The organism is Streptomyces sp. NPDC086787, from assembly GCF_044745865.1.
Classification (GTDB): Bacteria; Actinomycetota; Actinomycetes; order Streptomycetales; family Streptomycetaceae; genus Streptomyces.
In genome coordinates this window covers 251113-273289 of the sequence record NZ_JBIVBC010000005.1, presented here as the reverse complement: position 1 = coordinate 273289, position 22177 = coordinate 251113, and the positions used below count along the sequence as shown (strand labels likewise).

General features: G+C 71.3%; 20 protein-coding genes and 1 pseudogene. 11 read left to right on the top strand and 10 right to left on the bottom strand.

Going from position 1 to position 22177, the window contains the following annotated elements:
- Positions 1–47: 47 nt before the first annotated feature.
- Positions 48–403 (bottom strand): annotated as a pseudogene (locus ACIPK3_RS15530) (tyrosine-type recombinase/integrase); the annotation flags it as partial.
- An 83-nt stretch (positions 404–486) separates the two neighbouring features.
- Complete coding sequence (locus ACIPK3_RS15525; RefSeq protein WP_402569892.1) at positions 487–933, bottom strand: hypothetical protein; 447 nt, start codon at positions 931–933, stop codon at positions 487–489.
- Positions 934–1059: 126 nt separating this feature from the next.
- Between ACIPK3_RS15525 and ACIPK3_RS15520 the strand changes: the two genes are divergently transcribed.
- The 4 genes from ACIPK3_RS15520 to ACIPK3_RS15505 all read left to right on the top strand — a co-directional run bounded on the left by ACIPK3_RS15520 (position 1060) and on the right by ACIPK3_RS15505 (position 3576).
- Entirely contained in the window at positions 1060–1434 is a 375-nt protein-coding gene (locus tag ACIPK3_RS15520; protein ID WP_402569890.1) for a hypothetical protein, read from the top strand.
- A 136-nt stretch (positions 1435–1570) separates the two neighbouring features.
- Positions 1571–2083, top strand: coding sequence for a peptide-methionine (S)-S-oxide reductase MsrA (gene msrA, locus ACIPK3_RS15515; protein WP_402569889.1), 513 nt, complete (start codon positions 1571–1573; stop codon positions 2081–2083).
- A 52-nt stretch (positions 2084–2135) separates the two neighbouring features.
- On the top strand, positions 2136–2642 hold the full coding sequence (locus ACIPK3_RS15510) for a glutathione peroxidase (protein WP_402569887.1): 507 nt from the start codon (positions 2136–2138) through the stop codon (positions 2640–2642).
- A 64-nt stretch (positions 2643–2706) separates the two neighbouring features.
- Positions 2707–3576, top strand: a complete 870-nt coding sequence (locus ACIPK3_RS15505; protein ID WP_402569885.1) for a MerR family transcriptional regulator — start codon at positions 2707–2709, stop codon at positions 3574–3576.
- A 141-nt stretch (positions 3577–3717) separates the two neighbouring features.
- Here ACIPK3_RS15505 and ACIPK3_RS15500 read toward each other — a convergent pair whose 3' ends face one another.
- The 3 genes from ACIPK3_RS15500 to ACIPK3_RS15490 all read right to left on the bottom strand — a co-directional run bounded on the left by ACIPK3_RS15500 (position 3718) and on the right by ACIPK3_RS15490 (position 5920).
- Entirely contained in the window at positions 3718–3909 is a 192-nt protein-coding gene (locus tag ACIPK3_RS15500; protein WP_402569883.1) for a DUF397 domain-containing protein, read from the bottom strand.
- A gap of 188 nt (positions 3910–4097) precedes the next feature.
- Positions 4098–4955: a helix-turn-helix domain-containing protein gene (locus tag ACIPK3_RS15495; protein ID WP_402569881.1), complete on the bottom strand. Its 858-nt coding sequence runs from the start codon at positions 4953–4955 to the stop codon at positions 4098–4100.
- Positions 4956–5164: 209 nt separating this feature from the next.
- Positions 5165–5920, bottom strand: a complete 756-nt coding sequence (locus ACIPK3_RS15490) for a GPP34 family phosphoprotein (protein WP_402569879.1) — start codon at positions 5918–5920, stop codon at positions 5165–5167.
- 193 nt (positions 5921–6113) lie between these two features.
- Between ACIPK3_RS15490 and ACIPK3_RS15485 the strand changes: the two genes are divergently transcribed.
- Both ACIPK3_RS15485 and ACIPK3_RS15480 read left to right on the top strand, forming a co-directional pair.
- On the top strand, positions 6114–8516 hold the full coding sequence (locus ACIPK3_RS15485) for a D-alanyl-D-alanine carboxypeptidase (protein ID WP_402569877.1): 2403 nt from the start codon (positions 6114–6116) through the stop codon (positions 8514–8516).
- A gap of 154 nt (positions 8517–8670) precedes the next feature.
- Positions 8671–10566, top strand: coding sequence for an MFS transporter (locus ACIPK3_RS15480; protein WP_402569875.1), 1896 nt, complete (start codon positions 8671–8673; stop codon positions 10564–10566).
- Between the two features lie 40 nt (positions 10567–10606).
- Here ACIPK3_RS15480 and ACIPK3_RS15475 read toward each other — a convergent pair whose 3' ends face one another.
- Positions 10607–11446 carry a hypothetical protein gene (locus ACIPK3_RS15475; protein ID WP_402569873.1) on the bottom strand — a complete coding sequence of 280 codons (840 nt, stop codon included), beginning with the start codon at positions 11444–11446 and terminating at the stop codon, positions 10607–10609.
- Between the two features lie 73 nt (positions 11447–11519).
- Between ACIPK3_RS15475 and ACIPK3_RS15470 the strand changes: the two genes are divergently transcribed.
- Positions 11520–12308: an SDR family oxidoreductase gene (locus ACIPK3_RS15470; RefSeq protein ID WP_402569871.1), complete on the top strand. Its 789-nt coding sequence runs from the start codon at positions 11520–11522 to the stop codon at positions 12306–12308.
- 31 nt (positions 12309–12339) lie between these two features.
- Here ACIPK3_RS15470 and ACIPK3_RS15465 read toward each other — a convergent pair whose 3' ends face one another.
- The gene (locus tag ACIPK3_RS15465; protein WP_402569869.1) at positions 12340–13455 is read right to left on the bottom strand and encodes an ADP-ribosylglycohydrolase family protein; all 1116 of its coding nucleotides are present in this window, start codon (positions 13453–13455) and stop codon (positions 12340–12342) included.
- Positions 13456–13585: 130 nt separating this feature from the next.
- On the opposite strand from ACIPK3_RS15465, the gene ACIPK3_RS15460 reads away from it, so the two are divergent.
- The 3 genes from ACIPK3_RS15460 to ACIPK3_RS15450 all read left to right on the top strand — a co-directional run bounded on the left by ACIPK3_RS15460 (position 13586) and on the right by ACIPK3_RS15450 (position 16284).
- The gene (locus tag ACIPK3_RS15460) at positions 13586–14128 is read left to right on the top strand and encodes a DUF2165 domain-containing protein (protein WP_402569867.1); all 543 of its coding nucleotides are present in this window, start codon (positions 13586–13588) and stop codon (positions 14126–14128) included.
- A gap of 153 nt (positions 14129–14281) precedes the next feature.
- Positions 14282–14491: a hypothetical protein gene (locus tag ACIPK3_RS15455; RefSeq protein ID WP_402569865.1), complete on the top strand. Its 210-nt coding sequence runs from the start codon at positions 14282–14284 to the stop codon at positions 14489–14491.
- 56 nt (positions 14492–14547) lie between these two features.
- On the top strand, positions 14548–16284 hold the full coding sequence (locus ACIPK3_RS15450) for a DUF6895 family protein (RefSeq protein ID WP_402569863.1): 1737 nt from the start codon (positions 14548–14550) through the stop codon (positions 16282–16284).
- A gap of 15 nt (positions 16285–16299) precedes the next feature.
- On the opposite strand, the gene ACIPK3_RS15445 is transcribed toward ACIPK3_RS15450, so the two are convergent.
- The 3 genes from ACIPK3_RS15445 to ACIPK3_RS15435 form a co-directional block, all read right to left on the bottom strand.
- Positions 16300–16878, bottom strand: a complete 579-nt coding sequence (locus tag ACIPK3_RS15445) for a hypothetical protein (protein WP_402569862.1) — start codon at positions 16876–16878, stop codon at positions 16300–16302.
- Between the two features lie 98 nt (positions 16879–16976).
- On the bottom strand, positions 16977–19562 hold the full coding sequence (locus ACIPK3_RS15440) for a bifunctional FO biosynthesis protein CofGH (RefSeq protein WP_402569860.1): 2586 nt from the start codon (positions 19560–19562) through the stop codon (positions 16977–16979).
- Positions 19563–19609: 47 nt separating this feature from the next.
- A complete protein-coding gene (locus tag ACIPK3_RS15435) occupies positions 19610–20455 on the bottom strand; it encodes a TIGR03619 family F420-dependent LLM class oxidoreductase (RefSeq protein ID WP_402569858.1) in 846 nt (281 codons plus the stop codon).
- 189 nt (positions 20456–20644) lie between these two features.
- Between ACIPK3_RS15435 and ACIPK3_RS15430 the strand changes: the two genes are divergently transcribed.
- Complete coding sequence (locus tag ACIPK3_RS15430; RefSeq protein WP_402569856.1) at positions 20645–22171, top strand: CehA/McbA family metallohydrolase; 1527 nt, start codon at positions 20645–20647, stop codon at positions 22169–22171.
- Positions 22172–22177: the final 6 nt, after the last annotated feature.

Below are 22177 nucleotides of genomic sequence, written 5' to 3'. Positions count from 1 at the left end.
ATCATGGGTCCGGGGCCTTTGACATCAACGGGGGCGGTCGCCGCTGATCACTGGCGACCGGGGCGCCTCTTCCTGCTCCTGAGGAGCCGGTCCATGTGGCCCATGGCTTCGCGCTGGGTGTCCTGGACGACGTGGGTGTCGACGTCCATGGTGATGCTGATCTGAGAGTGACCGAGGATCTCCATCACGACGCGGGGCGGCCGTGAGGAGGGTGGCGGTGCCGGGCGTCGGGCAGCCGGATGACACGGAGGCCGGCGGACTCGGCGACGCGGGTGAACGAGCGGTAGAAGTTGCGTGGCTCGACGGGGCGGCCAGTGCGGATGGCGAAGACGTAGTCCGAGTCCTGCCACCTCTCCCCGCCTTGGCGCGGGCATCTACCGTGGCGCAGTTGCGCTCTTGACCAAGGTCCACAAGGGCAGTTCCGTTAGGGAAGTTGGGGTGTCGGACTCGGGGGTGGCCTTCGTGTACCGGAGGTTCAGGCGTCGTCTACACGCCCGCCGCGTAGACGACGCCGGTCACGGTCATCAGGACCGTTGCCGAGATCGCGATCCAGACCACCGCGCCCGTGCTGGCCTTTGTCGTCGGGTCCTTGACCCACCGGTAGTAGTCCCGGGTGATCGTGCCGCGCACGGGGGCCAGTATGAGCGGGAACATGACCAGGAGCGCCGCGTAGAGGAAGAGAGTCTCGGGCAGCGTGTGGTGTTCGGCCAGGCCTCGTGTGCCGAGACAGACGATGCCGATGACCGGCATCCAGAACTGCCTCTTCCGGTATTTCGGAATCTGGATGATCCACTGCATCGCGGCGAGGTTGAAGACCGTCGCCCCCGCCGCGATGAGGACCCAGACGCTGGTGGACAGCGACAAGAACATGGGCAGCCCCAGAAGTATTGAGTGGTCGCGAAGCTGACCGCCCGTGCCCACCATGCCGGGCACGGGCGGCATCCCCACGCATGTGCATCGCGTCCCTGATCCGGGCGATGGCTAGAATGAGTCATGAAATCGTACTCCGTGCATTCTGAAACGAGTTGGGCTCGGCGGCGCGCAGCAGTACTGGCTTCCTTGCTGACCGCGGCGGCCCTCGGATGGATCGCGGTCGCGCTGAGCGTGCACACCGGCTCGACCGCGCCGGACACCGACGGGGCGACCGACGCCGATCTGACGCGGCTGGGTGCTGCCGTGATGGCCGGCCTGGCGGCGGTGGCCGCGGGGCTGTGGTGGCGGCACTGGGCGGTGGTGCGTCAGCCGTTGATCGGCGGAGGTTGGGCGCGGGGGGCGTTCGCCATCTCCGCCGTCCATTCGGTTTTCGTCCTGCCGGTGATCGTGTTCGCCTCCTGGGGCTGGAAGGCCCTGGTGATCGCGTTCACGTGCGCGGTGGTCGCCGCCGGTGTGCGGGAGGCGGCCGCACCAGCCGCTGCGGTTGCCGTTCCGGCGTGACGAGTCGTGACGGGTCCTGACGGGTCCTGACTAGCAACGTCACCTGGTCACGGGAATTGCCCGGGCCCCGCGGGCGCTGTGCTGAGTGACCGGTGGCCATCGAGGCCTCGGGACACGGGACAGCGGAGGGACGGACATGGCAGCGCAGACGCAGAGGGCCGTGCTGGCGGGCGGATGCTTCTGGGGGATGCAGGACCTGATCCGGCGGCTGCCGGGCGTGACGGGGACGCGGGTCGGCTACACCGGGGGTGACGTGCCGAACGCGACGTACCGCAACCACGGCACGCACGCGGAGGCCATCGAGATCCTCTACGACCCGGAGGCGACCGACTACCGCGCCCTCCTGGAGTTCTTCTTCCAGATCCACGACCCGAGCACGAAGAACCGCCAGGGCAACGACATCGGCCTCAGCTACCGCTCCGCCATCTACTACGTGGACGACGAGCAGAAGCGGATCGCCGAGGACACCATCGCGGACGTGAACGCCTCGGGGCTGTGGCCGGGCAAGGCCGTCACCGAGGTCGAGCCGGTCGGCCCCTTCTGGGAGGCCGAGCCGGAGCACCAGGACTACCTGGAGCGCTACCCCGACGGCTACACCTGCCACTTCCCGCGTCCCGGCTGGCGGCTGCCCGCCCGCACCGAGGGCTGACCCGGCGGGGCCGAGCGGCGGTGGCGGCACTCGCCGGAGTTAGCATCCGCTCATGACTTCTACCGACAACAACGGCTCCGTGCTGGGCGTCGAGATCGGCGCCCTCCGGGGTGGCTCCGCCGACCTGTCGCAGTACGCAGGCAAGGCCGTACTCATTGTGAACGTGGCCTCCAAGTGCGGGCTGACCCCGCAGTACACCGGCCTGGAGCGACTCCAGGAGCGTTACGCCGAGCGCGGCCTCACCGTGCTGGGCGTGCCGTGCAACCAGTTCCTCGGGCAGGAGCCGGGGAGCGCCGAGGAGATCGCCGAGTTCTGCTCCGCGACGTACGGCGTGACGTTTCCGCTGACCGAGAAGGTCGAGGTGAACGGGGAGGGCCGGCACGAGCTGTACGAGCGTCTGGTGGGCTTCGCCGACGCCGAGGGGCACAGCGGCGACGTCCGCTGGAACTTCGAGAAGTTCCTGATCGGGCGGGACGGCACGGTCGTGGCCCGCTTCTCGCCGCAGACCGAGCCGGAGGCGGCGGAGGTCGTGGCGGCCGTGGAGGCGCAGCTCGGCTGACCGTGGCTTGACCTTGCCCCTGGGGCAGGGCGGAGCGTCCTTGTCACCGGGCGGAAGGCGCCCGGTGACGGAGGATGTCGGAGTGGACGAGGAACTGCTCACCATCGGTGCGTTCGCCGCGCGGGCCCGGCTCTCGGCCAAGGCACTGCGGCTGTACGACCGACTGGGACTGCTGGCACCGGCGCACGTCGACGGGACCAGCGGCTACCGCTACTACCGCGCCGGTCAGGTGGAGCACGCCCGGCTGGTGGCGCTGCTGCGGCAGCTGGACATGCCGCTCGCGCGGATCGCCGAGGTGGTGGAGGCGGGCGACGGCCCCGAGGCCGCCGACCTGGTCACCGCGTACTGGGCGGATGTCGAGGCGCGGTTCGCGGGACAGCGGGCGCTCGCCGACTATCTCCGTGGACGGCTGTCCGGGAGGAGTACGGAAATGTACGGAAAGTTCGTGGTCGAGACGGTGGACGTGCCCGAGCGGGTGGTGATCACCGAGACCCGGCACACCCTGGCGGACGAGTTGCCCGCGTGGATCGGGGCGTCGCTGGGACGGCTGGAGTCGGCGGCCGCGGAGTGCGGGGGCCTCTCGGGGCCGCCGTTCGTCGTCTACTACGCCGAGGTGTCCATGGAGAGCGACGGGCCCGCCGAGGCGTGTGTGCCGGTCGCGGACGAGCGGGCGGCCCGGGAGTGGTTGGCCCGGCAGGGGCGGACCCGGGACCACGGGGTCCGGGTGGAGCCGGCCCACCGGCTGGCCTTCACCCGGATCGTCAAGGCACAGGTGGCCCAGCCGCAGATCTTGACCGCCTTCGAGGCCGTCGAGCGGTGGATGGCCGGGGAGGGCCTGGAGATGGCTGGGCCGTGCCGGGAGGTGTACTTCGCCGACTGGGAGGCGTCGGGGGCACAGGACCCGGTGTGCGATGTGGCGTTTCCCGTGCGGTGACGCCACGTGCGGTGACGTGACGCGTGGTGACGCCACGTGCGGCGACCGGGTGCGACCCCAGGGGTGAGCCCCCTCGGCAAGGACGGCGGGCTGGTCGAGAGGGCTCTGGGGTGGTGCGTGTGTGGTTGTTTTCAGTGAGCCCTAGGCCTTGACCGACGCCACGAAGGCGTTCCAGGCGTCGGCCGGGAAGGCCAGGACGGGGCCCTCGGCGACCTTGGAGTCACGTACGGCGAGGTCCGCGGTCGCCGGGGACTTGACCTCGACACACGCGCCGTTCCCGGCGGAGTAGGAGGACTTCGTCCACATGTCCGTGGCGCCCTGAAGCAGTGCCATGTTCACTCCTGTAACGAGTTGCTGTAGTGCGATTCACGCCAACCCTGTCGATCGATTGGCGAGTTCGACGCTACTCGGCAACTTCCGCTCCCGGAGCTGGCGTTCACTCGACCGGATGGCATATTCCAGACGCCCTTACGCTGGAGCGTTGCACCGGTGTAAGATCCCGCGCCTCACGCGGATCATCGTCAACGGGCGTATGCCTTGGCCGCGTTCCCGAGGTACTGCCGGGACAGCTCCACACTGAGCGACTGCGCCCTGAGGTGCTCGTACATCACCGCGTACTTGCCGACGTCCGGCGCCTTCTCCAGGTACAGGTCACTGGTGACGCCCTCCAGGTACACCACGCTGGAGTCTGCCGCGTCCGCGAACTCCAGGATGGCGTACTGCCCGTTGAGCCCGGGGTGCGCGCCGACGTCGAACGGCAGCACCTGCACGGTGACATGGGGCAGCTGGGACATCTCGAGGAGGTGTTCCAGCTGCTCCCGCATGATCTGCTCGTTGCCCACCACGCGGCGCAGGGCGGCCTCGTCCAGCACCACCCACAGCCGCAGCGGGTTGCTGTCGGAGTGGATGCGCTGCTGCCGGCGCATCCGTACCTGGACCCGCTTCTCGATGTCGGCCGCCGAGGTCTCCGGCAACGCGCCCCGCACCAGGGCCTCCGCGTAGGCCGGGGTCTGCAACAGACCGGTGACGAGCTGCGGTTCGTACACCCGCAGGGACTCGGCGTCGGTCTCCAGACCGATGTACACGCTGTACGGGATGTCGCCGAAGGAGTGCCACCAGCCCTGCTGGCGGGAGTCACGCGCCATCTCCATCAGGGAGTCGACGACCCGCTGGTCCTCGACCTCGTACACCCCGCACAGGTCGCGGACGTCGCGCTGGCTGATGCTGCGCCGGCCGTTCTCCAGCCTGCTGATCTTCGACTGCGACACCAGCAGTCGTTCCGCCACTTCCTCGGCCGTCATGCCCTTGAGCTCACGGAGCCTGCGCAGCTCCTGGCCCAGCCGGCGCCGCCTGACGGTAGGGTTGACATTGGACGCCACGGAACGTGCACCTCCGGCTGCCTGCCTTGCCTGACACTTTGTGTATCTGCTGCTGAGCAGACTGCCACCAACACGCCCGCTACCGCTGGGAAACAGTGGATATGCAGCGGATATGCAGTGGGTACGGGTCAGTTCGGCACACAAGCGGCCGAGCGGGGTGGTGGGACTCCGGGTCGTCCGGGTCTCACCGCCCCGCTCGGAACGGCAACTCAGTGGGCCACGACACGTGCCATGGAGTCACGGCGCGGCTGCATCGGAACGCCACGGGCGGGTTCCGCTGCGGCCCTGGCTCCCGGTCCGGCCTGGCGGCCGGCGGGCGCCGGGTTGCGGCGCGGCTGGGCCGCCGCACCACTCTGGACGTCCATCACGGCGTGCGCGACGAGTCCGCCCATCGGGTCGTGCCTGATCAGGTCCCGCAACCGGGAGCGGGACGAGCGCCCCTCGTTCCCCGGGTACAGGTGCTTGCCGAGACCGACCGCGTGCGCCAGGGCGGCGAGCGCCGCGGTCCGCGGGTCCGGCGGTACGCCGGTGCGGATCGCGGAATCCAGCCGGGCACGTATCTCCCGGCTGATGTCGGTGTCCGTCGCCTGATAGCGAGTCGTCGGCAGCACCCCGCACATCTGTCCCGGCACGGCGGCGACCATGCCGCACCGTTCCAGATGCGAGAGGTAGGTCTGGCGGAGCCCGAGACGCGGCCCGCCGATCCAGTGGACGGCCCGTACCGGAGCGCCGCGCCTTCGCAGCAGCTCCAACGCGCAGTCCAGGGTTGGATCTCCAGTCGGCCGTGGTGCCACCACGGCGATACGATCCCCGTCTGGGGCTATCCGTCCGGCCAGCGCCAGCTCCACTAGCTGTGCTCCGGCCAGACCGAGGTCGAGCGACTGCGGCTGCGCAGTGGTACCCGTGGTCGGGTCCAATGCCAGCAGCAGAAGCTCCTCCGGAATTGTTCTGCGGCTCCTGCCCATCCATGCCTCCCCGCGTGGATGAATGACAGGGTGACCCCTCTCACATTGGTCTGTCGAGAGCGCGTGACCGGTTCGTGAGGGAACCAGTAGGTATGTCGTTCTCGTCTACCACAGCGGTCAGACTCGCACACAGGACACTGGTACATGGTTCGGACAGCGGGTTGTACGGCGCACGCACGGCGACGTGCGGCACATGGAGGAGGTATCGGTGGCGGGCGAGTCCCCCGACGAGGCGAAGCAGCGTGAGTCGTCGACAGAACCGACGTCGGGGAGCGCGGGCCCGGTTCCCGAATCACGTGACCCGCGTCTGACCGTGTCCCGCGAAGCCGCGGACACGGCGACCCGTGTCCTGTCGCTACGGGACGAGGCGACCGACACCGGAGCCCCGGAACCGGACTCCCGGCTGCGCGAGGCCGTGGCGGCGTGGGTCCGCACGGCGGACACGGAGGACGCCCCGGCGGAGCCGACGGCCGACGCCGAGGGCGAAGGCCCCACCGATGCCGGATCGGACGACGACAGCGCCGAGACCACCGACTCGCAGGAGCGAACTGCCGCGAAGCCGGACGGGACTGAGGCCGCCGACACCGAAGTCGAGGCCGACGACGACACGGAGACCGGGACCGACAGTGCCGGGTCCGAGGCCGAGGCCGGGGTCAAGGCCGGGACCGACGACAGGGCTGAGGCCCGGACCGGCGCCGAGGCCCGCACCGGGAGCGGAGCCGAGGACGGGATCAAGACCGGGGCCGGGGACAGGGCTGAGGCCCGGACCGGCGCCGAGGCTCGAGCCGGGAGCGGGGCCGAGGACGGAGTCACGGCCGAGGACGGAGTCACGGCCGAGGACGGAGTCACGGCCGAGGCCGAGACCGGGGCCCGTACCGGGAGCGGAGCCGAGGGCAAGGGCACGGCCGAGGCTGAGGCGGAGGTCGACGACGCGGCGGCCGGCGACGCCGAGCCGGAGGCCGACGAGCCGGAGGCGAACGGTCGCGGTGCGAGCATAGGTTCCGGCGGTGAGGCCACAGGTGCCGAGGACGCCCCGCAGGGGTCGGCCGCGGTCGGCGACAAGTCGCGCACGGGTGATGCGGATGGGAACGAATCCGCCGAAGGCGCCGCAGCGGACACCGCCGACGACACCCCCGTCGACCAGCCCACCGCCGTCTTCCGTGCCCCCCGGCCCAAGCCCGAGGTCGACCAGCCGACGACCACGTTGAAGGCCCGCCCCGGCAAGTTCGTGCCGCTGAGGGACGAGACCACTCAGGTTCCGCAGGTGGGCCCGGAGCGCACCACGCAGCAGCCGCTTCCGCCGAAGCCTCCGCTGGACCTGCTCGCCGAGCTGACGAACACGCCGCGGCCCCCGGAGACCTCGGTCCGCACGATCGTGCGCCGGGTCAAGATCTGGACCCCGCTGGTCCTGCTGCTGGCGATCGTCTTTGCGGTCGTACAGGCCCTGCGCCCCGTCCCGACGCCCACGCTCGCGCTGACCGCCGACGAGACGTACCAGTTCGAGGGCGGCAAGGTCGACCTGCCGTGGCCCGACGAGGGCCAGGGCTGGATGGAGGGCGTCGGCGTCGGCACGATGGGCAACTTCGGCAAGCAGACGTCCGTGCCCATCGGCTCGGTGGCCAAGACGATGACCGCGTACGTCGTCCTGAAGGACCACCCGCTCAAGGTGGGCGAGGAAGGGCCGTCGATCACCATCGACCCGCTCGCCGAGAAGGAGGGCGGCTACAACAAGGCCGGCGTCGACGAGTCCACCCTCGACACCGTCAAGGCGGGCGACAAGCTCACGCTCAAGCAGGCCCTGTCGGCCATCATGATCCCGTCCGCGAACAACATCGCGAGGCTCCTGGCCCGCTGGGACGCGGGCTCCGAGGCGGCGTTCGTCGAGAAGATGAACGCCGCCGCCAAGGAACTCGGGATGACCGGTACGACGTACACCGACCCCTCGGGGCTGAAGGAGACCACCGTCTCCACGGCCCACGACCAGGTGCGGCTCGGCTACGAGGTCGTGAAGAACCCCGCCCTGGTGGACATCACCGACAAGTCCAGCTGGACGGACCCCAAGGGCACGTACCACAACAACGTCAACGACCTGCCGTATCTCATCGGCGCGATCGGGATCAAGACCGGCAGCACCACCAAGGCCGGCGGCAACCTGCTGTTCGCCTCCCGCAAGAAGGTCGGCGGCGAGACGGTCACCGTCGTCGGCGCGATCCTCGGTCAGCACAAGCGCCAGCCCCAGGGTGGCGTCATCAAGACCGTCAACATGGTCAGCAAGCCCGCGCTGCTCGCCGCCACGAAGGCGCTCACCTCGTCGAAGATCCTTAAGAAGGGCGACGTCGTCGGGTACGTGGACGACGGCCTCGGCGGCCACACCCCGGTCGCCGTCACCGAGGACGTCGTCGCCGCCGGCTGGGCGGGGCTCCAGGTGAAGCTGTCGTTCGCCGCCGGGAAGGTGCCGCACACGGCGAAGGCCGGGACCAAGGTCGGTACGCTCACCGTCGGTGACGGCAGGAGCGGCGCCGTGCAGGTCCCGGTGGCCCTCCAGAAGGACCTCGCCGAGCCCAGCTTCGGCGGCAAGCTCACCCGCGTCGGCTGACCGGTACACCGGCAGTACGGACGTCGTCACGCACCCCGCCGAGGGGTCCCGCCCAGGGGTCCCTCGGCGGGGTGCGTGCTAGCGTCACGAATCGGGGCAGGCCGCCGAGGAACACGGCCGGGAACAGAAGACGGGACACGGGGAGTGCCTTCAGGTGGCCACAGCGGAGCCGACACACGCCGACGACGCCGATCCGGGCTCGGGCGCCGGGCCGCGAATACCCCTGCCCAAAACCGGCTCGGCTGAGACCACCGGCACCGCCGGGACCACCGGGACCACCGGCACCGCCGACGCGGGGCGTCGCCCCGGCGCCCGGCTTCTCGCCGCGGCCGAACCGCTCAGGCAGCGCATGCTGCGGCACCCCGCGCTGTCCATGACCGCGCTCGCCGGTGTGCTGCACGTCATCTGGTTCTTCACGTTCGCGAGCAGCGGCGGCGACCTCGCGGCGCAGGACGCCTGGGCCGAGTTCGTCGGCCGCCACCCGGACTCGGCGTACAACCTCGCCTGGTACGGCGGTATGCACCCGGTGTCGTACAGCGTGGTGTCGCCGTATCTGATGGCGGTGCTCGGTGTCCGTACGACGCTGATGATCGCGGGGACCCTGTCGGCGGGCCTGCTGACGATGGTCCTGATCCGCAGCCGGGCCGTGCGGAACCCGCTGTGGGCGGCGCTGGCCGGGGTGCTCGCGCTGCTCTGCAACGCGATCTCGGGCCGGGTGACCTTCGCGCTGGGCACGGTGTTCGCGCTGGGCGCGGTCGCCGCCGTGTTCTGCTGGCCGTACCGCTGGCGGCACAAACGGTGGGCGAAGGCGCTGGTGGCCGCGCCGCTCGCCGCGCTCGCCACCATGGGGTCCCCGGTGGCGGGCCTCTTCGTGGGGCTGATCGCGGCGGCGCTGTTCCTGCAGAAGCGCCGTCCGGGCGCCTGGGCGCTGGGGCTCGCGCCCACGGCGGTGGTGGCCGTGTCGGCCTGGCTGTTCCCCTTCTCCGGCACCCAGCCGATGGGGATCGGGTCCGTGATCCTTCCGCTGCTGTACGGGCTGCTCTGCCTGTTCCTGGTGCCGAAGGAGTGGACGACGGTCCGTCTGACCGCCGGTGTCTACAGCGTCGGCGTGGTGCTGGTCTGGCTGGTCAGCTCGCAGATCGGGTCGAACATATCGCGGCTGCCGATGCTGTTCGCGGGGGTGACGCTGGTCGCCGCGCTGCCGTTCACCCAGCCGCGCACGCGCAAGTGGTACACGCTCGTCCTGGCGCTGGCCGGGTTTGTCGGCTGGGTCGGATTCAAGTCCGTCGACGACATCATCCACGCGACCCCGGAGGCGTCCTGGGCGCGTGAGCTGGCCCCGCTCGTCAACCAGTTGCAGGAGGTCGGCGCCGCGAAGGGCCGCGTCGAGGTGGTACCGGCCCGCTCGCACCGCGAGGCGTCCGCGCTCTCGCCGTACGTGAACCTGGCCCGCGGCTGGAACCGCCAGGCCGACATGGAGCGCAACCAGCTCTTCTACGACGACACCCTCAATTCGGCGAACTACCACGAGTGGCTCCAGCGCTGGGCCGTGCACTTCGTCGTGCTGCCCAAGGACGAGCCGGACGGGCTCGGCGGCAAGCGCGAGCGGACCCTGCTGCTGCGCGGCATGCCGTATCTGAGGCAGATCTGGGGCGACGCCAACTGGCAGCTGTTCCAGGTGACCGACCCGACGCCGCTGGCCGAGCCCCACGCGGTGGTCGACCAGGTCGATCAGGACAAGGTGACGATCGAGGTCCGCGAGGCCGGGCGCATCCTCATCCGCATCCCGTACTCACCGTGGCTGAGCGTGGTCGACGCCAAGGGCGAGAGCCTTGAGCCGCCCCGGGAGGCCAAGGCCTCCCGGCACCGCGCCGAGGGCTCCCCGAAGACGTACGACAACGTCAACGGCTGTCTGGGGGAGAGCCCGGAGGACTCGCGGGGCGACAAGTGGACCGTACTGCTCGCGCCGAAGGCGGGGACGTACCGGCTGGCGGCGCCCTACCAGCTGCCGCGGGGCACACCATGTCCCGACCAACTGCTCAAGAAGTGACCTGGGCCAGCCTGGCGCTGACCTGGGGCCCGTCTGGGCCCTAGCGCAGCTCGGCGACGTAGCGGTCCGTGCCGGGCACCGTCGGGACGAACGGGGCCACCAGCTCCACCCGGCCGAGCCCGGACTCGGCCACCTGTTCGTCGAGGCCGGTGAAGTGCCGCTGCCAGCAGGTGCGCGGGTCGGTCTCCAGGAACCAGAGCAGGGTCAGCCGGGTGTCCACGCCCTCGACCTGTTTCACATAGGTCATGCGGTCGCCGGGCAGCGGGGTGGGGCGCAGGACGGTCACCATGGCCGCCGGGGAGTCCACCAGCCGCCGGGGCAGGTGCCGGGTGCGGAGCCAGTCCAGGAGGTCCGCGCGCTGCTCGGGCGACTCGGCGTCGATGACCTCGACCACGAGGCCCGCGTAGGGGTGGTCGAGGGCGTGGAAGTCGCGGGGGCCTGCCGCGCCGTCCCGGTAGACCGTGGTCTCGCGGTCCTGGAAAGCCGTGAACACGTGGGTGCGGTCCTGGTAGACGCGGGCGTCGCGGTTGAGACGTTTGTTGATGGCGACGGTCCACTTCATGTGGTCGTCGTAGCGGCCGTCGGTGATCCAGTACGTGGAGATGTAGCAGCCCGCGGTGACGGGCTGGGCGATCGCCGACTTCTCCGGGTAGCGCAGCCGCTGGAGGTCCCGGGTGGCCACCCAGCGGCGTCCGGCGTACATCCAGGGCATGGCCATCGCGCCGGCGTAGTAGTGGTCGTCCTCGTACCAGCGGTTGTAGGCGTGCTCGTGGCCGGGATGCGGCTCGACCATGGTGATCAGGGCGTGCCCGAACGGGACCGTGTACGGGCCCACGGCGGCCAGTTCGGCGTAGGTGTCGCTGCGGGTGTCGTCGCTCATGCGGTTCCCCTTTCCTGCGGCGGCCCATACTCTGACGCCCTGTCAGAAAAAGCCAGGGTGCGGGAGGTTGGCCATGTCGCTGCTCGCGGGCAGGACCGTCGTGATCTCGGGGGTCGGGGCGGGACTCGGGCACCAGGTCGCGGCGGCAGTCGTACGGGACGGGGGCAACGCGGTGCTCGGCGCGCGCACCGAGGCGAACCTCGCCAAGAGCGCCGCCGAGATCGACCCGGGCGGGGCGCGTACGGCGTACCGGACGGCCGACATCCGGGACGAGGGCCAGTGCGAGGCGCTGGCGGCCCTGGCGCGGGAGCGCTTCGGCGGGGTCGACGCCGTGGTCCATGTGGCCGCCTGGGACTCCTACTTCGGCGGGATCGAGGACGCGGACTTCGCCACCTGGCAGTCGGTGCTCGACGTGAACCTGCTGGGGTCGCTGCGGATGACCCGCGCCTGCCTGCCGGCGCTCAAGGAACGGGGCGGCGGCTCTGTGGTGTTCATCGGCACCCAGTCCGCGGTGGCCGCGCCCTCGCAGGTGAGGCAGGCCGCGTACGCCGCCTCCAAGGGGGCGCTGACCAGCGCGATGTACTCGCTGGCGCGGGAGCTCGGGCCGTACCGGATCCGGGTCAACACGGTGCTGCCGGGCTGGATGTGGGGGCCGCCGGTGCAGGCGTACGTGCGGTTCACGGCACAGACGGAGGCGGTGCCGGAGGACGCGGTGCTGAAGCGCCTGACGGACCGCATGGCGCTGCCCGAGCTGGCGACGGACGGTGACGTGGCGGACGCGGCGGTGTTCCTCGCCTCGGACCGGGCACGGGCGATCACCGGGCAGTCGCTGCTGGTGAACGCGGGGGAACTGATGCGCTGAGCCGCCTGGGCGGCCGTGGCCCGAGGACCCCTCAGACCCGCGGGTAGCGCGCCAGCCACCCCGGCGACGAGCCCGCCGGGCCGTGCAGCGCGGGCCCCTGGGTCATCTCCATCGCGAAGTCGTCGGCGAGTTCCAGGATCGTCGCACGGCCCTCCAGCTCGGTGAGCCAGGCCGGGGGGAGGGCCGTCTCGCCGTGCAGGGCACCCAGCAGCGCGCCGGTGAGGGCGCCCGCGGCGCCGGACGGGCCGGACTGGTTGACCGCGAGGCACAGGCCGTGCCGTACCTCCTCCCCCACCAGGGCGCAGTAGACGGCGGCCGCGAGCAGTCCGTCGGCGGCGCCGTCGCCCGTGAGTTCCTCCACCCGTGCCGGGCCGGGCATCCCCTGCCGTACCGCGCCGAGCGCGTGCTGGAGGGCGTCGGAGACGGGCTGGTGGCCGGGGCGGACGGCGAGCAGGGCCAGCGAGCGCTGCACGGCACCGTCGAGGCTTTCGCCCTGGGCCAGCGCGTGCACGATCACGGCGAACGCGCCCGCCGACAGATACGCCGTGGAGTGACCGTGGCTCTGCGCCGCGCACTCCACCGCCAGCTGCATCACCAGCTGGGGCTCCCAGCCGACCAGCAGCCCGAAGGGCGCCGAGCGGGCGACGGCCTCCGGACCCGTCTCGGCGGGGTTCTTGGGCGTCTCCAGCGTGCCCATCCTTTCGTCCCCGAAGCCGGTCAGCAGCGGGCGTGAGGGGTCGCGACGGGCGTACAGCCACTCCTGGCGGGCCAGCCAGCCGTCCTCGGCGCGGCGCTCGTCGGGGCCCCAGTCCCGCTGGGTTACGGCCCAGCGCAGATACGCCCGGTGCAGATCGGTCGGCGGGTGCCAGGCGCCGGTGTCGCGGCGGACCTGTGCGCGGATCAGCCCGTCCACCGTGAACAGGGTGAGCTGGGTGTGGTGGGTGACGGCACCCCGCCGCCCGTACCCGAAGGCCGGGCCGACGAGGCCCTCGGCGCCGTAGGCCGCCCGGATCTCCTCGGTGGTGAGCCCGTCGACCGGCGCGCCCAGCGCGTCCCCGACGGCGGCGCCGAGCAGGGTGCCGCGCACCCTGCCACGGAAGTCCTGCTGCTCGGCGCGCCCCCAGACGGCACCGGACGTCGCACCCACCCAGCCCTCCTCACGGCATCGTTCGTACGTACGACCCGTACGACCGCTGAGCACTGTAATCGACGCCGCCGCCGCGCATTCTGGCCGGAACCGAGCGGTGCACCTCCCGGCCCAGGGAATGATCACCGTCATGGTCACTCCCACCTCACGCCCCGGCCCCCGCCCCCTCAACCTCGCCGCCACGCTGCTCACCGCCGCCGTCGCGCTGTACATCGGCCTCGTCGCCCTGGGGAACATCACCGACTTCGGTACGAACCAGCAGTTCGTACAGCACGTTCTCGCCATGGACACCACGTTCAAGGACGACGACCTGATGTGGCGGGCGATATCCAACAAGGGTCTGCAGAACGCCGCTTACCTCGCCATCATCGTGTGGGAGACGGTGGCGGCACTCGTGCTGACGGCGGGGACGTGGTTCTGGGTGCGGCGGGATCACGGGCTCGCCCGGCGGCTGTCCACCTACGGGCTGCTGATGCTCGTGCTGCTGTTCGGGGCCGGGTTCATGGCCATCGGCGGCGAGTGGTTCGCCATGTGGCAGTCGAAGACCTGGAACGGGCTGGACGCCGCGACCCGTGTGCTCGTACTGACCGGAATCGCCCTGGTCGTCGTGCAGTTGTCCGAGCGGTCGGCCGAAGAGAGCGGAGAAACCGGGGAAACCGAAGAAGTCAAGTGAGCCGAATCAATCGAAAGAATCGAAATAATCGCCGCACTGGAAATTTCAACTGCCAAGTGTGACTGTATGAGTTACCTCCTGCATATTTCGCAGGCATGGTGAATGGGAAGATACTAAAGGAGAAATGCTGGACAATCGAACTGGAGGTTCGCCATGTCCTGTCCGCCGTCGGTCGACGCGCGCAAAGCGCTCGACTTCCTCAGAACCAGCGGTCTGATCGACCTCAGCGCCCCGCTGGAGCGCGTGGTAGGCCAGGTCAGCCAGCTGGACGACGTCGCCGGCTATGTGCTCGCCTGGGAGCGGTACGTCCTGGTCGTCGCCAACGAGGTAGCGGCCGAGATCGAATCACCCGCGGGCAACTGACCCGCTGAACCGACCCACTGAAATCCACCTCAAGGTGACAGCCGGGAGGCTCGGCGATGGAAACAGGGAAACCCGGCGTCCGGTCATCTCGAAGGCGCGCGGTGGAAGACCGGGCGGTTGCCTGGCTCACTGCGCGCCGGGCCATGCTCGACCCACGCGAAGCCCGGCCCGACAGCGTCCTCTTCGTCCGCAAGGCCCTTATCGAGACGGCCTTTCTCGTGGGGCTGCGCGCCCGGCTCGACGACACGCCCCTCGACGGTGACTACGCGGACATCCTCCAGCAGGTCGCGGACGTCGCCGGTGAGCCGTCGTACCGCGAGATGATCGCGCGCGACGAGCAGGCCCTCCTGCTGTACGCGGGAACGTACGCCGCGCTGCGGCTCTGCGGCCGTGACGACCCGGAGTTCAGGCACGTCATCCAGCAGGCCGTGGACGGCGGTTACGCGGCGGCGTTCGAGCGCGTGCCGTACCGGCAACTGGATCTTCTGCACACCCTGTACCTCTGCGGCGTCGAACACGACCTCCCGGCGATGGACACGGTCCTGCCGTTCACCCTGCTGTGCCGGAACCCGAACGTCCTCAAACTGGCCGACGCCGACGTCTACGCCATCACCCACACCCTGTTCTACGTCACCGACTTCGGCCTGCGAGAGCCCGTGTGGCCCGACGGCCACGGCACCGGCGCTGCCGTCGAGCTCCTGGAGGCGCTCCTCGTGCTGGCCGAGGGCCGCGCGAACGCCGACCTCGTCGGAGAGCTGCTGTGCTGTCTGTACTGCCTCGGCGTCGACGACTCCCAAGCGGCCGACCGGGCCTGGGACTTCCTGGAGTCCGTCCAGGAGGACAACGGACGGGTCAACGGGCCCGTGGGCGTCGTCCACCCCGGCCTCGACCACGGGGACGAGGGGTTCCGGCACTGGGCGGAGGGCTACCACACCACCATCGTCACCGCCCTCGCCGGTCTGCTGCGGCGGAGCCCGCTGCGGCACAGGGCACCACGCCGGGATCCGGCGGCGGTCACCGAGGTCGCCCTCGGGGCGCCCCTGCGGCGCGCCGTGGTGTGGCTGTGCGAACAGAGCACACGGGACGGACAGAGCGAGCAGAGCGAACAGGGGCTGGAGCGGGGTGACTTGGCGCAGGGACCGGGCGCGGGGCTGGCCGGGGTCACGGCGGCCGCACTCGGGGCCGCCGCGATCCAGGAGCACCACCTCGCCGTACCGGCCCTCGAACACCATGCGGCGCTCCTCGCCGCCGCGCCCCCCGGCTTCTGGCAGGAGCAGGGCATGGAGGTCGCCGGGGAGTTCGCCCTGGCCCTGCGTGCGGCCGGAGCCGACTGCCCGTCCCTGACCGACTTCCTCAAGGCCACGGCCGACGTCGTCGGCTCGCTCGACACCGTCCCCGACGATGTCGCGGACGGGGTGCGCAAACTGGTCGAGCTCGGCTTCCTCCCGCCGTCGACGGTGGCAGCCGCGGCCGCACCCCGGCCGTCCACGCCGGGCGAGCGGCGCGCGTACCCCGCGCGGACCGCTCTCGCGCTGTGCGAGGCCAGGGAGTCCTACCACCTGGGCAGGGTCGCCGCCCTGGTGCGCGGCCTCGTCCAGGAGGGCTGGGGACGGCACCGCATCACACGGGACGCCCTCGCCTTCCTCCTCGCCCAGCAGGGCACCACCGGGGCGTTCGGCCACTGCGCCGACGACGACCGGACGGCACGCGCGCGGGCCCAGCACCCCTGGACCCGAAGCGCGGTGACGGCCCTCGCCGCCGTCGGGAGCAGCGCCGCCGTCAGCAGCACCTAGCCGTCAGCAGCAGCCCTAGTCGACGACCCGCACCTTGGTGTTCGGCTCGGTGCCGAAGGTCCACAGGGCCGCGCCGTCCTCCTTGTGCATCCGGATGCCGCCGGTCTTCCGGCCGGCCTTGGCGGGCGGCGGGGACGTGCCGTCGACCGCGTTGGAGAAGGCGATGGACAGGCCCGACTTCCCGGCGAAGTAGAGGATGTGCTCGATCTGCACGCCGTCGGAGCCGGTGGCGGCCGCCCGGGTCCGGGAGATCACGTAGTTGCCGGGGTCGGGGCCGACCGATCCCGGCCACACGGTGAAGGAGCGGACCGTCCCGCCGCTCGCGTCGGCCAGCCAGACCCGCTTCTGGCCCAGTGAGTAGACGATCCGGCGTCCGGTGCCCGAGTTGGCCGGCAGCGCGGGGGCGGACGCCTTGGGCTTCGGCTTGGCCGAGCCGGGGTGGTGCGCTCCCGCCGACGCCGACGAGCCCGGCCGTACGGACGCTGCCGTCGGGTGCGGCCCCCTGTCCGCCTGCATGGCGAGGACGACGACGGCGGCGGTCGCTCCCACCGTCAGGCCGGTGACCCAGGCCCAGGAGGGCAGTAGGGCAGGCACGGGACGATCTCCTCAGCTCCGGTCAGCTCCGGTCAGCGCCGGGACCCCGCCACAAGGGGGGTCGGATCATCGTACTGTGAGCGCCTCCGGGTCATGGCTCAGTCGAGTACCGGCAGCAGCTCCGGCAGGTGCCCGTCGGACGCCCGCGCCGCCCGCCGCCGCTCCTCCGGCACCTCGCCGTACAGCGTGGTGCGCGGCCTCGCCGGACGGCCGGCCGCCTCCGCCACCGCGATCAGCTCCTTGACCGACTTGTACGAGCCGTAGGACGAGCCGGCCATCCGGGAGATCGTCTCCTCCATGAGCGTGCCGCCCAGGTCGTTGGCGCCTGAGCGCAGCATCTCCGCCGCGCCCTCGGCACCCAGTTTGACCCAGCTTGTCTGGATGTTGGGGATGTGCGGGTGCAGGAGGAGGCGCGCCATCGCCGTCACCGCGCGGTTGTCCCGCACGGAGGGACCGGGGCGGGCGATGCCCGCCAGGTAGACGGGGGCGTTGGTGTGGATGAACGGCAGCGTCACGAACTCCGTGAACCCACCCGTCTCCCCCTGGATACGGGCCAGGGTGCGCAGATGCCCGAGCCAGTGGCGGGGCTGGTCCACATGGCCGTACATCATCGTGGACGACGAGCGGATGCCCAGCTCGTGGGCCGTCGTGATCACCTCGATCCAGGTGGCCGTCGGCAGCTTGCCCTTGGTGAGCACCCAGCGGACCTCGTCGTCGAGGATCTCCGCCGCCGTGCCGGGGATCGAGTCGAGCCCGGCCTCCTTGGCGGCCGTCAGCCACTCCCGGATCGACAGGCCCGTCCTGGTCGCGCCGTTGACCACCTCCATCGGTGAGAAGGCGTGCACATGCATGCCCGGGACGCGCTCCTTGACCGCGCGCGCGATGTCGAAGTACGCCGTGCCCGGCAGGTCGGGGTGGATACCGCCCTGCATGCACACCTCGACCGCGCCAACGTCCCACGCCTGCTGGGCGCGGTCGGCCACCTGGTCCAGGGAGAGGGTGTAGGCGTCGGCGTCCGTGCGGCGCTGGGCGAAGGCGCAGAAGCGGCAGCCGGTGTAGCAGACGTTGGTGAAGTTGATGTTCCGGGTGACGATGTAGGTGACGTCGTCCCCGACGGCCGCCCGGCGCACGTCGTCCGCGATCCGGGTGAGCGCGTCCAGCGCCGGGCCGTCCGCGTGGAAGAGGGCGAGCGCCTCGGCGTCCGTCAGCCGGGTGGGGTCGTCGGCCGCCGTCGCGAGGGCCTGCCGTACGTCGGTGTCGATGCGCTCCGGCGCCATCCCCGGGGCGGCCGCCTCACGCAGGGCGCCCCAGTCGCCGTACACCTCGTCGAAGTCGTCGCGCCGGTCGGCGGTGCGGCCCTCGCTGTCGATGGTGCGGTGCAGATCGGTACGGCCGGTGGCGGTGAAGGCCTCCTCGGGCTCCTGCCAGGGGTGTCCCTCGACCACCGCGTCCGGGAGGGCCAGGCCCGTCTCCGGGTCCGCCAGCGCCCGCACGTGCGGCAGCAGCCGGGGGTCCAGCCAGGGTTCGCCGCGCTGCACGAACTCCGGGTACACGCACAGCCGTTCGCGCATCTCGAAGCCTGCCGCCCGGGACCGCTCGGCCAGTTCCTCGATCTGCGGCCAGGGGCGCTCAGGGTTGACGTGGTCGATGGTGAGCGGGGAGACGCCTCCCCAGTCGTCGATTCCGGCGCCGATCAGCCGCTCGTACTCGCTGTCGACGAGGTTGGGCGGGGCCTGCAGACATGCCGAGGGCCCCATGATGTGCCGGGCCACCGCCACCGTGGCGACCAGTTCGTCCAGTTCCGCGTCGGGCATGCCGCGCATCGCGGTGTCCGGCTTGGACCGGAAGTTCTGAATGATCAGTTCCTGGATGCCGTGGTACGACCGGGAGACGCGGCGCAGCGCGAACAGGGACTCGGCGCGCTCCTCGTAGTTCTCTCCGATGCCGATGAGGATCCCGGACGTGAAGGGGACGGAGGAGCGGCCCGCGTCCTCCAGGACGCGCAGCCGTACGGCGGGCTCCTTGTCCGGGGAGCCGTGGTGCGGGCCGCCGGGCTCGGACCACAGCCGGGTGGCGGTGGTCTCCAGCATCATGCCCATGGAGGGGGCCACCGGCTTGAGCCGCTGGAAGTCGGTCCAGGTCATGACGCCCGGGTTGAGGTGGGGCAGCAGGCCCGTCTCCTCCAGGATCCGGACGGAGATCGCGCGGACGTAGGCGATGGTGTCGTCGTAGCCGTGCGCGTCGAGCCACTCGCGCGCCTCCGGCCAGCGGTCCTCGGGCTTGTCGCCGAGGGTGATGAGGGCTTCCTTGCAGCCGAGCGCGGCACCCTTGCGGGCGACGTCGAGCACCTCGTCCGGGGACATGAACATGCCGTGCCCGGCGCGGCGCAGCTTGCCGGGCACGGTGACGAAGGTGCAGTAGTGGCACTTGTCCCGGCACAGCCGGGTCAGCGGGATGAAGACGCTCTTCGAGTACGTGATGACGCCGGGCCTGCCCGCAGCCTCCAGGCCCGCGTCCCGCACCCGGGCGGCGGACGCGGCGAGGTCGGTCAGGGCCTCGCCGCGCGCCTGGAGGAGTACGGCCGCTTCGGCGACGTCGAGGGCGACGCCGTCCCGGGCACGTTTGAGGGCGCGACGCATGGAGTTCTCGGTCGGGCCGGTTCCGGAGGTCGCGGAAGTCGTCATTGTCAGAGCATACGTTCGGGCTGATCAGGTCAGGGAGGCGTGCCGGATCAGGCCGGAGCGGCGTAGGCGTCGAGCACCCGCAGCACTTCGGCCTCGTCGCCCGACGGCAGCTGGACCACGGTTTCCTCGATGCCGAGTTCGGCGTAGTGGGCGAGTTTGCCGGGGGTGGGCAGGACGGCGTACGGCACCACCTGGAGGGCGGCCGGGTCGCGTCCGGCGTCCGCCCAGACCGAGCGCAACACGGGCAGCGACTCCGCCAGCCCGCGTCCGCCGATCGGCAGCCAGCCGTCCGCGTACTCCGCGATGTGTGCGAACAGCTTGGGCCCGGCGGCCCCGCCGATCAGGGTCCGGGGGCCGGTCACCGGGCCGCGCGGCTTCTGCAGGGGCTTGGGGTGGGCGTGGCTGGCCCGTACGCTCCCGGACTCCCCGTCGTACGCGGTGGGTTCGTCCGCCCACAGGGCCCGCATCAGGCCCATCCGGTCCCGTACGAGGTCCCGCCGGGTGCGCCACTGAACGCCGTGGTCGGCGGCCTCCTCGACGTTCCAGCCGTAGCCGAGGCCGAGCGTGAAGCGGCCGCCGGAGAGGTGGTCCAGGGTGGCGATCTGCTTGGCGAGGTCGATGGGGTCGTGCTGGGCGACGAGCGTGATGCCGGTGCCGAGGCCGAGGCGCTCGGTGACGGCCGACGCCTGGCCGAGCGCGACGAAGGGGTCGAGGGTGCGGCCGTACTCGCGCGGCAGCTCGCCGCCGGCCGGGTAGGGGGTGGTCCGCTCGACCGGGATGTGGGTGTGTTCGGGCAGGTAGAGCCCGGCGAACCCGCGCTGCTCCAGCTCACGGGCGAGCCGGACGGGGGTGATGGTCTCGTCGGTGAGGAAGATCGTGACGGAGATTCGCATGTTCCATCTGTACCGGGGTGGCTGTGAGATGTCCATACCGACTGGTCGGCATCTCTGGTTGGTGTTCACTGTTGCCCCGGCCCAGGGGTGCTGCTCGGCTTCCCTTGCCCCGGAGTTCACGGGCGTGCGCCAGAGTGGCGCAGGCGGGTCCGCACCTTCCCTGTCATCCGACACGTCGGGAGCGACACCATGTGCGAGGACGACCACGGCATCGCAAGGCGCGCTTTGTTCGTGACGGGCGCCGCGACCGCGCTTACGTTGGCCACCGTGAGCTTCCCCCAGGGTTCCGCCGCGGCGGCGGCCGACGGCCAGGAGACGAGAACGGTGCGCGGCACGCTGCCCGCCGGCTCCCCCGACTTCGTGTACCTGCCCGTCGCCATCCCCGCGGGCGTCCGCGAGATCAAGGTCGCCTACTCCTACGACCGACCGTCGGTTCCGGCCGGCACCCCGGGCAACGCCCTCGACATCGGCATCTTCGACGAGCGCGGCACCGACCTGGGCGGGGAGGGCTTCCGCGGCTGGTCCGGCGGCGCGCGCACCGAGTTCTTCCTCCGCGCGGACGACGCCACCCCCGGCTATCTCCCGGGCCCGCTCCGCCCCGGCACCTGGCACATCGCGCTGGGCCCCTACACGGTGGCGCCACAGGGGCTGGCGTACGAGGTCACGATCACGCTCACGTACGGCGACGGCCCGCCCGGCGGTGCGCCCGCACCCGTGTACCCCCCGGCGCGGGCGAAGGGCCGGGGCCGCGCCTGGTACCGGGGCGACTGCCACCTGCACTCCTGGCACTCGGACGGCCGCCGTACGCCGGCCGAGATCGCGGCACTGGCCCGGTCGGCGGGACTCGACTTCATCAACACCTCGGACCACAACACCCACTCCTCGCACGCCCACTGGGCCGACGTGGCGGGCGACGACCTGCTGGTCATGCTGGGCGAGGAGGTGACGACCCGCAACGGCCACGTGCTCGCCCTGGGCGTCGACCCGGGCACGTTCGTCGACTGGCGCTACCGGGCGCGCGACAACCGCTGGGCCCGGTTCGCCCGGCAGATCCACCGGGCGGGCGGCCTGGTCGTCCCGGCCCATCCGCACGCCACGTGCGTGGGCTGCGGCTGGAAGTTCGGGTTCGCGGAGGCGGACGCGGTGGAGGTGTGGAACGGGCCCTACACCCCGGACGACGAGGTGACGCTGGCCGAGTGGGACAACACGCTGGTGACGGCGGCGCGCGAGGGCCACGGCCGGTGGCTGCCCGCGATGGGCAACAGCGACGCCCATCGCTCTCCCGACCCGGTCGGTTCCCCGCAGACGGTGGTCCTGGCCGACGACCTGACCCGCGAGGCCATCCAGGAGGGGCTGCGCGCGGGCCGCTCGTACGTGGCCGAGTCCGGGAACGTCTCGCTCGTGTTCACGGTCTCCGGTGCGCGCGGCGAACACGCGGGCATCGGCGAACGGTTGCGGGTGGACCGCGGCTCCCCGGTGACCGTCCGTGTGACGGCCGGGGGCGCACCGCGCTGCACGCTCAACCTCGTCACCGACCAGGGACTGGTGTTCACCGGCGGCCCGCTGCCGGTGTCGGGCACGGGGACGGTCGAGTGGCACACGACACCGGCGCGGGCGGCCTACGTACGGGTGGAGTTGCGGCACGAGACGGCGGCGGGGCCGCTGCCGGGGGCGCTGGCCGCGTTCAGCAACCCCGTCTTCCTGGGCCTGACCTGAGAGCCC